At 74.6% G+C, this 13,239-nt stretch carries 7 protein-coding genes; 3 read left to right on the top strand and 4 right to left on the bottom strand.

Annotated features, from left to right (window positions below; all coding sequences use genetic code 11):
* Positions 1-95: 95 nt before the first annotated feature.
* Genes Q5762_RS25325 through Q5762_RS25315 form a run of 3 tightly spaced genes read right to left on the bottom strand, consistent with a single transcriptional unit; the run spans position 96 to position 8,924 of the window.
* Positions 96-3,482 carry an AAA family ATPase gene (locus tag Q5762_RS25325; RefSeq protein ID WP_315894536.1) on the bottom strand — a complete coding sequence of 1,129 codons (3,387 nt, stop codon included), beginning with the start codon at positions 3,480-3,482 and terminating at the stop codon, positions 96-98.
* A 55-nt stretch (positions 3,483-3,537) separates the two neighbouring features.
* A complete protein-coding gene (locus tag Q5762_RS25320) occupies positions 3,538-6,402 on the bottom strand; it encodes an FG-GAP-like repeat-containing protein (protein ID WP_315894535.1) in 2,865 nt (954 codons plus the stop codon).
* Complete coding sequence (locus Q5762_RS25315) at positions 6,399-8,924, bottom strand: S8 family serine peptidase (protein ID WP_315894534.1); 2,526 nt, start codon at positions 8,922-8,924, stop codon at positions 6,399-6,401. Before Q5762_RS25315 ends, Q5762_RS25320 begins: the two co-directional genes overlap by 4 nt.
* Positions 8,925-9,115: 191 nt before the next feature.
* Between Q5762_RS25315 and Q5762_RS25310 the strand changes: the two genes are divergently transcribed.
* The 3 genes from Q5762_RS25310 (at position 9,116) to Q5762_RS25300 (ending at position 12,252) form a co-directional block, all read left to right on the top strand.
* Positions 9,116-9,598, top strand: coding sequence for a DUF3574 domain-containing protein (locus tag Q5762_RS25310; protein ID WP_315894533.1), 483 nt, complete (start codon positions 9,116-9,118; stop codon positions 9,596-9,598).
* A 97-nt stretch (positions 9,599-9,695) separates the two neighbouring features.
* Complete coding sequence (locus Q5762_RS25305) at positions 9,696-11,087, top strand: aldehyde dehydrogenase family protein (protein WP_315894532.1); 1,392 nt, start codon at positions 9,696-9,698, stop codon at positions 11,085-11,087.
* Between the two features lie 85 nt (positions 11,088-11,172).
* On the top strand, positions 11,173-12,252 hold the full coding sequence (locus tag Q5762_RS25300; RefSeq protein ID WP_315894552.1) for a Zn-dependent alcohol dehydrogenase: 1,080 nt from the start codon (positions 11,173-11,175) through the stop codon (positions 12,250-12,252).
* Here Q5762_RS25300 and Q5762_RS25295 read toward each other — a convergent pair.
* Positions 12,249-13,205, bottom strand: coding sequence for a DMT family transporter (locus Q5762_RS25295; RefSeq protein WP_315894531.1), 957 nt, complete (start codon positions 13,203-13,205; stop codon positions 12,249-12,251). The genes Q5762_RS25300 and Q5762_RS25295 overlap by 4 nt on opposite strands.
* Positions 13,206-13,239: the final 34 nt, after the last annotated feature.

The following is a 13,239-nucleotide window of genomic DNA, read 5'->3' as shown; positions in this document are numbered from 1 at the left end:
CACGCCGTCACCTCAGGGACGTAGCGCGGTCGATCTGACCGGTACGCCGCCGGCTCACGACGTCGCCCGGTCGATCCGACCGGTACGCCGTCGCCTCAGGGACGTAGCGCGGTCGATCTGACCGGCATGCCGTCCGCCGTCCCGCGGGCCCGCGCCACCCGGAGCGCGCCCGCGGGATACGGCAGTTCCGCCGCCAGCGCCGCCGCCCTGTCGAACCCTTCCGCCGCCTCCCGCGCGCGGCCGAGGGCCGCGAGGGCGGCGGCGTGCGCGGTACGGGCCTCCGTCTCCGCGAGCCGTTCCCCGGCCCCCTCCGCCCGCACGACCTCCGTGCCGGCCACCGCGACCGCCTCATCGGCCCGCCCGCACGCCAGTTGGGCCCAGGCCGTCAGATGCGCGGTCCCCGGCTCCCGGCTCTCCGCCAGCAGGGCCAGCGCCTCGCCCGGCCGGTCCTCCCGTATCGCCCACTCGGCGCGCGCCGCACGCACCTCGAGCCGCGCCTGGTGGTCGCCCTGCGCCCGCGACGCGCCCTCGGCGGCGTCGAGGAGCGCGACGGCGCCCGGCTCCGCCATCCGCATCCGCACCCGGGCCAGCGCCACGCGCGCGTACGGCGCGCACCAGACGCTGCCCGGCTCCGCGTCCCGTACCGCCGTCTCCGCCAGCTCGCGTGCCTCGGCCGTCTCCTCCACCAGGAGGTGGAGCTCGGCGAGGTTGGCCCGCTCGAAGACCGACGCGGTCGGATCGCCCGAGCGCTCGGCGAGGTCCAGCGCCCGCCGGCCCGTCGCGATCGCCTCCCGCAGCCGCCCCGCCCGGCGCGCCGTCTCCCGCAGCACCGACAGCACCGAGGCGAGCAACTGCGCGTCGCCGTACGCCTCCGCGTGCGGCAGCGCCTCGTCGGCGACCGGGCCCGCCTCCCCGAACCGGCCCGCCAGACCCAGCGAGGTGGCCCGCGCCGCCAGCGCGCGGGCCAGCAGACCGCGCCGCTCCGGGCCGTCCACCGCCTGCGCCGTCTCCTCCGCCGCCCGGGCGGCCGTCACCCCCTCCTCGTACCGCCCCGCCACAAAACACAGCACCGCCCGCGCCAGATGGTGCGCGCTCGCCGTCGCCGCCGGTGTGCCGGGCCCGGGCGGGCAGGAGTCGAGCATCCGCAGCCCCTCGTCGGTGGACCGGGTCTTCGGCATCAACTCGGCGAGCCGGGACGTCGCCAGGACCTGGCCGTCCCGGTCGCCGCGCCGCCGCAGCTCCGCCCGAGCCTCGGTGAGGAGCCGCGCCGCTTCCTCGAAGCGGCCCATCCGGCGCAGGACGGTGCTGCGGTCGATCCTGGCCCGGGCCGATTCGGCGGCCAGCGCGTCGAGGCGCTCGGTGAGTTCCGCGTAGTAGCGGTCGGCGGTGTCGTTGGCGTAGAGGGCGGCGGCGCGTTCGGCGGCGCGGCGCAGATAGCCGGTGGCGCGCGGGTCGTCGGCGCGGGCCAGATGGGCGGCGAGCGTGTCCACCGCCTCCGGCCTGCGGCGCAGCACCGCCTCCGCGTACGCCGAGTGCAGCAGCCGGCGGCGGGCCGTCGACAGCCCTTCGTAGCAGGTCAGCCGTACCAGGGGGTGGCGGAAGGCGAGCCCGGCCGCCGGCCGGCCCTCGGCGACGACGATCCGCTCCTCGACCACGGAGGCGGCGACGGCGGCGTCCACCGCCTCGGTCGCCTCGGCGGCCGACAGCCGCGGATGACCGCCCCGCCGGGCCACGTCGAGGACCTCGGCGAGCGCCGCGTCCTGGCCCGCCACCGCGACCACCTCGACCACCCGGCGGGCCGCGCCGCCGAGCCGGCCGAGGCGTTCCGCGACCAACTGCCGTACGGTCTCGGGGGCGCCGGCCCGCCCGTCGCCGCCCTCCCGCACCGCGCGGGCCAGTTCGAGGGCGAACAGCGGATTGCCGAGCGACAGCTCCCACACCCGCTCCGGTACGGCCCCGGGACCGCCGGTGCCACCCGTCCCGGCATCCGCAAGGACGTCCGCCGTCAGGGCGAGGCAGGCCTCGCGGCTCAGCCGGGGCAGTTCGACGGTGGTGGCCAGCGACTGGCGCTGGAGCGCGTCGAGGGCGTGGCGGCGGGGGTCGGAGGCCGGAAGTTCCTCGGGGCGGACGGTGGCGAGAAATCGCCAACCCCTTCCGACCTCGTGCGCCCGGCGCGCAAGATGGCTGAGGAGTTGGAACGAGCCCGCGTCCGCCGCGTGGAGGTCGTCCAGCACCAGCATCACGGGCCGCTCCGCCGCCAGTTCCCCGAGCAGCCCGGCAGTCGCCCGGAAAAGGCGGTCCCGCTCCTCCTCGGGACTTCGCCGCCCCGACACCGGACGCACCCGGCCCAAGGAGGGCAGGAGCGCGGCCAGTTCGGGATACTCGGCGCCGGTCCGGGCCCGCTCGGCGGCCGGCCGGTCCGCCAGCCAGCCGTCCAGGGCCTCGGCGAACGGACCGTACGGAGTGTGCCCCTCCGCGTCGTGGCCCGCCCCCCACAGGACGGCCGTCCCCTCCTCGGCCGCCCTGCGGGCCGCGTCGCCGACGAGGCGGGTCTTGCCGAGACCCGCCTCGCCCGTGACCAGGAGCACGGGCGGGGACGCGGGGGCGAGGAGCCTGGCCAGCACCTCGTCCCGGCCGCGCAGGGGCGAGGCGGGCGGGCGGCGCACCACGGCCGGAAGCGTGGGGCCCATCGGCCGGGAGGCCGGTACGGGCGCGGCGAGCGCCTCCCGGTGCAGCCGCTCCGTCTCGGCACCGGGCCGCACGTCGAACTCCGCGTCCAGTGCCTCCCGGCACAGGTGGTACTGCGCCACCGCCCGCCGCCGCAGCCCCTGGCGGAGATACGCCTCGATCAGGATCCGGTGCGCGCCCTCCTCCGCCGGGGACGAGGACAGGACGCGCTCGGCCGCGGGCACCGCCTCCTCCGGTGCGCAGGCCGCGAGGTGGGCCTTCGCCAGGGCCAGGAGGGCGCGCTCCCGGAGGGCCGACAGGCGGGCGCGGCGGGCCTCGGCCCACGGGGCGTAGCGGTCCTCCGGGAGCAGCTCGCCGGTGAACGTGTCGAGGGCGGCGGCCAGACCGGCGCGCCCGCCGTCGGCGAGGGCCGCCTCGGCGAGCACCTCCGCCTCGTCGGCGTCGATCCGCACCGTCCGCGGATCGAGCCACAGCAGAGAGCCCTCGCCGATCAGATAGGAGGAGGCCGAGCGAGGCGGCAGCTCGGGTTCCAGGGCCCGGCGGGCCGCGTGCAGCGCGACGCGCAGACTGCCGAGCGCCGCCTGGGGATCCGCTTCGGGCCAGCAGGTCTCCATGGCCTGCTCACGGTGGAGTCGGTGGCCTGGCGAGACGGCCAGCAGCTTCACCAGCGTCCGGGCACTGGGGCGCGGCCACCGCTCGGCCAGCGGTGGCCCGCCGTCCCGGTCGACGCGGAACCCGCCGAGAAGGTGCACCCGCAGCACCGGGGGCGCACCCGCCGCTATGTCATCGCCCATGAGGGCGCCCACTCTAATGGGCGCCCCCAGGGCCGACGCGACCTCTTTCCGCTCGTCAGGAAGCGGTCAGAACACCCGTCACCATCCCGTGCATGCTGTTGTCCGAGAGGAGGTAGCGACCGCCGGACAGTTCGATCGTCCGGTCGAAACCGGTGTTGTCCTTGCCGAGGCCGACGATCTCGTCCACGCCGTCACCGGTCAGGTCCGCCACGATCAGGTTCTGCTGGGCGAAGCCCTGCAGACGGGTCAGCTGGTTCGGATAGTGGGCGCCGGCCGTCAGCACCGCCGGATCCCAGAGGTACGTCGCACCCTCCGTGCCGCCGACCAGCAGCCGCCGCCCGCCCGGGCCGGTCGCGAACGCGCCCCGGTGCACGGTCGGCAGCGTGTAGATCTCGTGCTCGCCGCCGTCCGAAGCGAAGGTGCGGAAGGACGCCGTGCCCGCGAGGACCAGGCCCTCGTCGCCCGTGAACCAGTTGCCGAGGGTCCAGGGGCCGCCGCCCGTGCCGGTCCGGACGACCTTGCCCGTCCGTATGTCCCGGAACTCGAGGTACGTCGTCAGGAAGTCGCCCTCCCGCACGATCCAGGAGTGCACGACCGCGTGGCCGTCGGCGTACGGGATGGCGGCCGAGGCGTAGACGCCGTGGTAGAGCTGCGCCGCGTAGACCCGGGTGTCCGGGTCGCCGGTCCAGGTCGGGTCGGCGGTCCAGGCGAGCCGGCCCGTCCGGCCCTCAAGCGCCATGCCGTTGACGACACCGCCGCCGTCGAGGGAGCCCGGCGTCTGGTACGAGCCCATCACCCGGCCGTCCGCCACCGCCAGGTCCGAGAAGACGACCGGGCCGGCGCCCGCCGGGACGTACGACCACAGGAGCCGCCCGCCGCCGTTGTAGGCCCGTACCGCGTCCGTCGGCACCAGCACCTCGTCGTCCCGGTCCCCGTCGAGGTCGGCGACCGTCACCGAGCGGACGAACTGCCCGCGCCCGTCGATCTCCTCGCGCACCGAACCCGTCCGGGCGTCCACGATCACCGCCGCCGCGTCCGCCGCGACCACCAGGTCGTCGTCGCGCCCGTCGCCGTCCGTGTCACCGACCGCGATGTCCCCGCTCACCGACCCCGGCAGCGCGGCCTGCCACAGCAGCCGTGGCTTCCCGGCCGCCAGCGAGGGCCCGTCGTACGCCCACAGCCCGTGCGACTGCCCGGCCGCCACCACGTCCTTCTTCCCGTCGCCGTTCACGTCCACCGCGATGCCCGTGGACAGATCGGCCTGGAGCGGAGTGAGCGTACTCGCGCGGCCGTTGCTCAGCCGGTACGAGCGGATGTTCTGCTCGTTGTCGACCGTCCGCACCAGCCAGTCGTCGCCGGAGCGGTACGGCTGGGCGTACAGCGGCGAGGCCACCGCGCCCTTCCGCGACCACCGGACGCCACCGTCACGGCCGTTCAACGCGGTCAGCGTGCCGTAGCGGGAGCCGCCCGGGTTGGCGGCGGTCTCCTTGCCCTCGGTCGTCACGTACGAGGCGAGGACCGTGCCGTCGGCGACCTCCAGACCGAGCGCCGAGTCCCCGTCCTTGTCGTTGTCCTCCCCGCGCTTGACCGTGTGCGACCACAGCTCGGTGGCGTCCGAGCCCTTCAGCGCTCGTACGGTGGAGGCGTTGACGAAGAGGTACTCGTCGAGCGTGGCCTCGGCGACCGCGTACTCGCTGCCGCCGCCGTCCCGCAGGTTCCCGACGGCCAGTTCGGTGCCGACGGCGTTGACCCGCTCGTCCAGGACGGTCCGGGTGCCGTCGGCGAGGTCGTACGCGACGACCTCGTACCGCAGCCCGTCGCGGTAGTCGGACTGCTCCAGGGCAACCAGCCGGCCGCGCGAGGTGTCCTGCACCGCCTCACGCCCGTACAGGCCCCCGTCCGTCCGCCAACGCGCCGAGCCGTCGGCCGTGTTCAGGACGAGCGTGTGGCTCTCGGCGGGGGCCGTGGCGGTCTTGCGGACGTGCCAGGAGACAGCCGCCCGGCCACCGCCGAGCGGGGTGACCGACGACCACCGGCCGTCGCGCTTCCCCGTCTCGTACGTCCAGGTCGCCGTCGGCGTCAGCGTCCCCTCCGCGTAGGCGAAGCGGAAGCCCTGCAGGGTGGCCGTGGCGGCCTTGTCCGCGTTCAGGTTGGTGGAGGGCTGGTCGGCGACGAGCAGGGTGTCGCCGGCCAGGACGACCTGCTGGGCGTCGGCGAAGAGCCGGCTCCAGACCGTGGCGCCGGTCCGGCCGTCGAGGACGGTCACGAACGTGCCGGTGGACAGCGGCGATCCGGGCGAGGTGAAGGGCCGGTACGGGCTCGTCCCCACGTCCGCCGTGAAGACGACGTCGGCGACCCCGTCACCCGTCAGATCGCCCTGCGACCAGCCACGGTCCGCGACATCCGCGAACGGGCTGTTCGCGTGGTACCCGAGCGTGATCCGCGCCGGATACGGCTCCGTCTGCCACGGGCGGACGTTCGTGACCTGCCAGTCGGCGTGCAGCGAACCGTTGTCCCGCTTCCACACCGTACGGCCCGAGGCGGTGAGACGGGTGACCGTGCCGAGGCTGTGCACAGCGAGGAAATCGCCCTGCCCGCCGCCGAGTTGAGCCGTCTCGGCCTGACCGCGATACGTCTCCAGGGCGGAGGCCGCGGTGAGGGAGACCCCGCCGGTCGCTGTCGTACCGGGGTCCGTGGTGAGCGCTCGACCAGGTGAGGCCGCCTCCTGCGGAGTGACCTGCTGCGGCTCGGCGGCCTCGACCGCGCGGCGCTCCAGCGCGTCGGCCTCGGTGTCCGTCAGGACCCGCGCGACCGGCTCGTCGTCCGCGTGCGCGGTGGTGGCGGGCAGCGCGGTGAGCGCGAGACCGGCCGCGACCAGGGCGGAGGCGAGGCGCAGGGCCCGCCGGGAGGTGGATGTCATCGGACGACCGCCTTCGGGGTGATGCGGATCGCGGACCTGTCGGCGATCACGGGCTCGTTGAAGGAGAACGGGAGGGCGTCGGTGCCGGCCTGGTTCTCGACGCCGACGGTCGCCTTGCCGCCCGCCTCCAGGGCGGAGCCGGCGCCGATCGCCTGGTACTGCAGGACGACCGCGCCGGTCGCCTCCTCGAAGACGGCCTCGAAGGTGACACGGCGGCCGGGGTCGGCGGCGAAGGCCGCGTTCTCCCAGACGATCGCGAACGTCCGCTGTCCGGCCGTGCCGGTGGTGGCGGTCCTCACCGCGGACTTCGCGTCCAGGGTGAGGTCGTCCCAGTACACGGCGAGGATGCCGTTGGGCTGACCCGGGGAGGGCAGCGCGGTGTTGGCGTAGTCGCCGAGGCGCGGGGCGAGGAAGTTGACCAGACCGTTGGTGGTGACGCTCGCCCGGCTGTACGGGACGCCGTAGAAGGAGACCGGGAAGGGGAGGTCGATCGACTTCGCGTTCTCGTCGCCCGAGAGTGCCAGCTTGGTCTTCCCGTCGACCCACGCGTACGCGGCGGGCCGGCAGCTGTTCCCGGCGGCGTCGCTCCGGGCTGGCAGCGCGGCGGTCACGCTCTCGGCGCCGTCCACGGTCAGGGCGGCCGTGTGCGTGCCGTTGCAGAGGACGGGCGCGGCCGGGGTCGCGGTGAGGGTGAAGGCGCCCTCGGCGACGGCCGGGAAGCGGAACGTTCCGGCGGCGTCGGTCACGACCGGGTCGAGCGGGGCGTCGGTGAAGCGCACGGTGGCACCCTTCAGCGGCGTGCCGGTGACGTCGAGGACCGTCCCGGAGACGGCGTGCGCCGGTACGGCGTCCAGGGCGAGGTCGTGGTCGAGGGCCTGGCCCGTGGTGACGGTCAGGTTCTCCTCGGTGGCGGCCCGGTAGCCGTAGCCGGTGGCGGTGAGGGTGTACGTACCGGCCGCCAGGGTCAGCCGGTAGGCGCCGGACGCATCGGTGGTCACCGAGCGGCGGCCGTCCTCGGCGCGGGCGGTGAGGGTGACACCGGCGAGCGGGGCGCCGGTCGCGCGGTCGGTGACCGTACCGGTGACGGTGGCCGCGGTGTGCGGGGCCCGGTCGACGGCGGCGAGGATGTCCAGCTTGCCCTCGCCCCAGACGTTGTTGGCGTCGGCGGTGCCGCCGCAGTGGGTGTCGTCGACGTCGCGCGCGGTGGCGTTCAGGGCGGCCCGGGTGGCGTCGATGTCCCCGATGAGTGACGGGGCCGAGGACCAGAGCAGGGCGACGGCGCCCGCGACGTGCGGGGTGGCCATCGACGTACCGGAGATGGCGCGGTAGCTGTTGCCGGGCCAGGTCGAGCGGACGTCGACACCGGGCGCGGAGATGTTCGGCTTCATCGAGCCGTCGACCAGGGACGGACCGAAACCGGAGAAGCCCGCGATCTTCCCGTTCACGTCGTACGCGCCGACACCGTAGGCCGGGGCCTGGGCGCCGGGAGCCTTGGTGGTCGAACAGGTGGTGCCGTTGCCGTCGTTGCCGGCCGCGAAGGCCTCGAAGATGCCCGCGGCGTTCCAGGACTCGATGATGTCCTGGTAGAAGGTGGTGTTCCCGCCGCCCCAGGAGTTGTTGACGATGTCCGGGGCGAGATCGGGGCGCGGGTTCTCGCCGTTGTGGTCGGTCGGCGCGAGGATCCACTGGCCGGACTTCAGCAGTGAGGAGTCCGAACAGCTGCGGGCCTCACAGCCCTTGGCCGCGATCCACGTCGTACCCGGTGCGACGCCGACGCCGCCCGAGCCCGCGATCGTGCCCATGGTGTGGGTGCCGTGCCCGTTGTTGTCGCAGGGCGTACCGCCGGCGCACTGGCCGGTCGGGTCGTACCAGTTGTAGTCGTGGCTGAAGGTGCCGTCCCCGAGGTTTCCCCGGTAGTTGCCCTTCAGGGCCGGGTGGTCGTACTGCACACCCGAGTCGATGTTCGCGACGACGATGCCCTCGCCGCGGTTGCCGTACCGCTCCCAGACCTGGTCGGCCTTGATGTCCTTGACGCCCCACTCCGGGGTCACCGCGTCCTCGGCGGTGACCGCGCCTTGCGCCTCGGTGTCGAGCGCGTAGTGCCGCTCCTGGCGGATGGACGCCACGTCGGGGCGGGCGGCGAGCTTCGCCACGAGGGCCTTGTCGCCGGTCACCTTCACGGCGTTGGCGATCCAGTACGACTCGTAGCCGACGTTCGCCTTGTCCAGATAGCGGGTCAGCGAGGACTGGCTGCGGGCGGCTCCGGCGCGCAGCGACGCGAACGCGGCGGCGGCCTTCTTCTCGTGCCCGCGCTCCTGCCGGGCGCTCGACAGGTCGGCGCGGTCGGCGAGGACGACGAAGAACGTCGCGTCGCGGCCGGACCCGACGGCGGCCGTGACGCCCGGATCGACCTGGGCGGCGGCCGGCTGCCCGGGGGTGGGGGCGGCCGTCGCGGCCGGTGCGCCGAGCAGGGCCGCGGCCGTGACGGCGACCGCGGCCCAGACGGTGGATCTGCGATGCATGTGGGTGGCTCCTCCATCGCTGGTACGGGGGAAGCCGGCGCCCCGCATCCGCGTGGTTCCGGGGGATGGAGCGCGAGGGTGGCGGGGCGGGCTCGGCCGGGACGCTAGAACTGGTCCGTTACTGGGGAATTACTGAGCCGGGATCCAGACCCGGGCCCCGGACCCGCCCCCCTGACCACGAGGACGTGCACATGCCCATCCGTCTGCCGCTGACCACCCGTACCCGCGTCGCCGTCGCCACCGCCGGGCTCCTGATCGCGGTCGGCGCCCCCACCGCGTACGCCGGTCTGGGCGAGAACACGCCCGAGGCGCCGGCCGCCGCCACGGCGCAGGCCGCGCGCGGTAAGGCGTACGTCGAGACCCGGCTCTTCTTCGGGACCGAGCGCCCCGACGGCGGTCCGGCCGTCACCGACGAGCAGTTCATGGCCTTCGTCGACGCCGAGGTCACCCCGGACTTTCCGGCCGGTCTGACTGTCCAGAACGGGCGTGGACAGTGGCGCGACCAGAACGGCACCATCGAGCGGGAGCGTTCGTACGAGTTGATCCTGCTGTACCCGGCGTCGGAGGCGCGGCTCCATGACCCGCACATCGAGGACATCCGGGAGGCCTACCGGAAGGCCTACGGGCAGGAGTCCGTGGCCCGGCTCGACGAGCCGACCCGCGCCGACTTCTGACCGAGGCAGCCCTGGTGCCAGTAGCCCTGGTGCCAGAAAACTAACAGCGCTAGTTTGGGTGCCGGTGTCGAACCGGCAAGGACCGAAGGAGCAGCGGATGAAGAGCCACGACGCGATGTACATCGGCGGGGAGTGGCGGCCCGCCGCCACCTCGGACACCATCCCGGTCGTCAACCCGGCGGACGAGCAGGTCATCGGCCGCGTGCCGGCCGGTACCGCGGAGGACGTCGACGCCGCCGTGCACGCCGCCCGCGCCGCCTTCCCCGGCTGGGCCGCCACCCCGCCCGCCGAGCGCGCCAAGCTGATCGGCGCGCTCCGCGACGGCCTCGCGGCCCGCGCGGAGGAGATCGCCGCCACGGTCACCGCCGAGCTCGGCGCCCCGCCGCAGCTCGCCGCCGCCGTCCACGCCGGGCTGCCGATCGCGGTGGCCGGCTCGTACGCCGAACTCGCCGCCACCCACTCCTTCGAGGAGAAGGTCGGCAACTCCACCGTCTACTCGGAGCCGGTCGGAGTCGTCGGCGCGATCACCCCGTGGAACTACCCGCTCCACCAGATCGTCGCCAAGGTCGCCCCCGCGCTCGCGGCCGGCTGCACCGTCGTCCTCAAGCCCGCCGAGGACACCCCGCTGACCGCCCAGCTCTTCGCCGAGGCGGTACACGCGGCGGGGCTCCCGGCAGGCGTCTTCAACCTGGTCACCGGCCTCGGCCCGGTCGCCGGGCAGGCGCTCGCCGAGCACGAGGGCGTCGACCTCGTCTCCTTCACCGGCTCGACCGCCGTCGGCAGGCGGATCGGCGCCCTCGCGGGCGGCGCGGTCAAGCGGGTCGCCCTGGAGCTCGGCGGCAAGTCCGCCAACGTCATCCTGCCCGGCGCCGACCTCGGCAAGGCCGTCGCCGTCGGCATCGCCAACGTCATGAGCAACTCCGGCCAGACGTGCAGCGCCTGGACCCGGATGCTCGTCCACCGCGACCAGTACGACGAGGCGGTGGCGCTGGCCGCCGAGGCCGTCGCCAAGTACGTCCCCGGCGAGCGCGTCGGCCCGCTCGTCAACGCCAAGCAGCAGCAGCGGGTGCGCGGCTACATCGAGAAGGGCGTCGAGGAGGGGGCCAGGATCGTCGTGGGCGGCCCCGAGGCCCCGCGCGAGACCGGCTACTACGTCTCCCCGACCGTCTTCGCCGACGTCACCCCGGAGATGACCATCGCCCAGGAGGAGATTTTCGGGCCGGTCGTCTCGATCCTGCGGTACGAGGACGAGGACGACGCCCTCGCCATCGCCAACGGGACCGTGTACGGGCTCGGCGGCGCCGTCTGGGGCGAGCCGGAGGAGGCCGTCGCCTTCGCCCGCCGCATGGACACCGGCCAGGTCGACATCAACGGCGGCCGCTTCAACCCGCTGGCCCCCTTCGGCGGCTTCAAGCAGTCGGGCGTGGGACGCGAGCTGGGCGCCCACGGCCTCGCCGAGTACCTCCAGACCAAGTCCCTCCAGTTCTGAGCCGATCCGGCCAGTTCCGCCCACCGATCCGAGCATCGATCCGCACACCGATCCGAGCACCTGAGGAGCAAGACGCGTCATGAGCGTGGTCCGCGCCGCCTTCCTGCCCGCCGTCGGCTCTCCGCTGGAGATCACCGGCATCCGGCTGCCCGAGCCCGGCCCCGGCCAGGTCCGGGTCCGCCTCGCCGCCGCCGGGGTCTGTCACTCCGACCTGTCCCTGACCAACGGAACCATGCGGGTGCCCGTCCCCGCCGTCCTCGGCCACGAGGGCGCCGGTACGGTCGTCTCCGTGGGCGAGGGGGTCACCCACGTCGCCCCCGGCGACGGCGTCGTCCTCAACTGGGCGCCGTCCTGCGGCGACTGCCACCCCTGCTCGCTCGGCGAGGTCTGGCTCTGCGCCGACGCGCTCACCGGCGCCGGGAACGTCCACGCCGCCACCGAGGACGGCACCGACCTCCACCCCGGCCTCAACGTGGCCGCCTTCGCCGAGGAGACCGTGGTCGCGGGGAACTGCGTCCTGCCCGTCCCGGACGGCGTTCCGCTCACCGACGCGGCCCTCCTCGGCTGCGCCGTCCTCACCGGCTGGGGCGCGATCCACCACTCGGCGCGGGTGCGGCAGGGCGAGTCGGTCGTCGTGTACGGAGTCGGCGGCGTCGGCCTCGCCACGATCCAGGCCGCCCGGATCGCGGGCGCCTCGCCGATCATCGCCGTGGACGTCTCGCCCGAGAAGGAGGCCCTGGCCCGGGCCGCCGGCGCGACCGAGTACGTCGTCGCCTCCGAGACCACCGCCAAGGAGGTCCGGAAGCTGACGGGCGGCCAGGGCGCCGACGTGGCCGTCGAATGCGTCGGCCGCGCCACCACCATCCGTACCGCCTGGGACTCCACCCGGCGCGGCGGCCGCACCACGGTCGTCGGCATCGGCGGCAAGGACCAGCAGGTCACCTTCCACGCCCTGGAGCTCTTCCACTGGGGCCGGACGCTGTCCGGCTGCGTGTACGGGAACTCCGACCCGGCCCGGGACCTGCCCGTCCTCGCCGAACACATCCGGGCCGGCCGCCTCGACCTGAGCGCGCTCGTCACCGAACGGATCACCCTGGACGGCATCCCGGGCGCCTTCGACAACATGCTCGCGGGCAAGGGCGGCCGGGCGCTGGTGGTCTTCTAGCGGGTCCCGACGCTGTCGGCCGGGGCCTTCGAAGGATCCTTCGACGGAGGCTTCGGCCGGGAGCGCGAGACCGCCACACCCGCCAGGCAGAGCGCCCCGCCCGCGAGCGTGAGCAGGCCGGGCAGTTCGCCCAGGAAGACCCACGCCATGAGCACCACGAGCGCCGGCACGGCGTACGTCGTCGCGCCCATCCGGCCGGCAGTCGTACGGGCCAGGGCGTAGGCCCAGGTCGTGAAGGCGAGGGCGGTCGGGAACACCCCGAGGTAGACCATGTTCAGCGTCGCCGAGAGCGGCGCCCGAGCCGCCTCGTCGACCAGCTGCCCGGCGAAGGGCAGGCACGCCACGGCGCCGACCAGACACCCGAAGGTCGTGACCTGGAGGGCGCTTCCGTGCGCCAGGGCGGGCTTCTGCGCGACGACACCACCCGCGTACGCGACCGCCGCCACCAGGCACAGAAGGACACCGAGGACCGAGGCGTGCCCCTCGCCCGACATCGAGAGCCCCACGGCCACCGCGCCCGCGAAGGACACCGCCATGCCGGCGATCAGCCGGGGCGGCAGCTTCTCGCCGAGGAACCGGGCACCGAGCAGGGCGATGAGGATCGGCCCGATGTTCACGACCATCGCGGCCGTACCGGCGTCGACCTCCTGCTCGCCCCAGTTGAGGGCCACCATGTACGCCCCGAACCACAGCACCCCGGAGACCGCGATCCCCGGCCAGGCCGCCCGCGGCGGCAGCCCCTCGCGCCGGATGAGCAGGACCGCCGCGAGGACCACGGCCCCGGAGAGGAGCCGGCCGAGGGCTAGCGCGCCGGGGGAGTAGGCCGCCCCCGCGCTGCGGATCGACACGAAGGCGGAGGCCCACAGGACGACGGTGACGGAGGCGGCGACGAGCGCCAGGCGCGCGTGGCGGGGCGAGGTGGGGGATCCGGAGGTGGCAGGGGAGTTGGTCATGGGGCGACCGTAGGCCCCGGACCCTTCGGCGCTC

It is taken from the genome of Streptomyces sp. P9(2023) (assembly GCF_032436795.1).
Lineage (GTDB): Bacteria > Actinomycetota > Actinomycetes > Streptomycetales > Streptomycetaceae > Streptomyces.
This window is presented reverse-complemented; position numbering and strand designations above follow the sequence as displayed.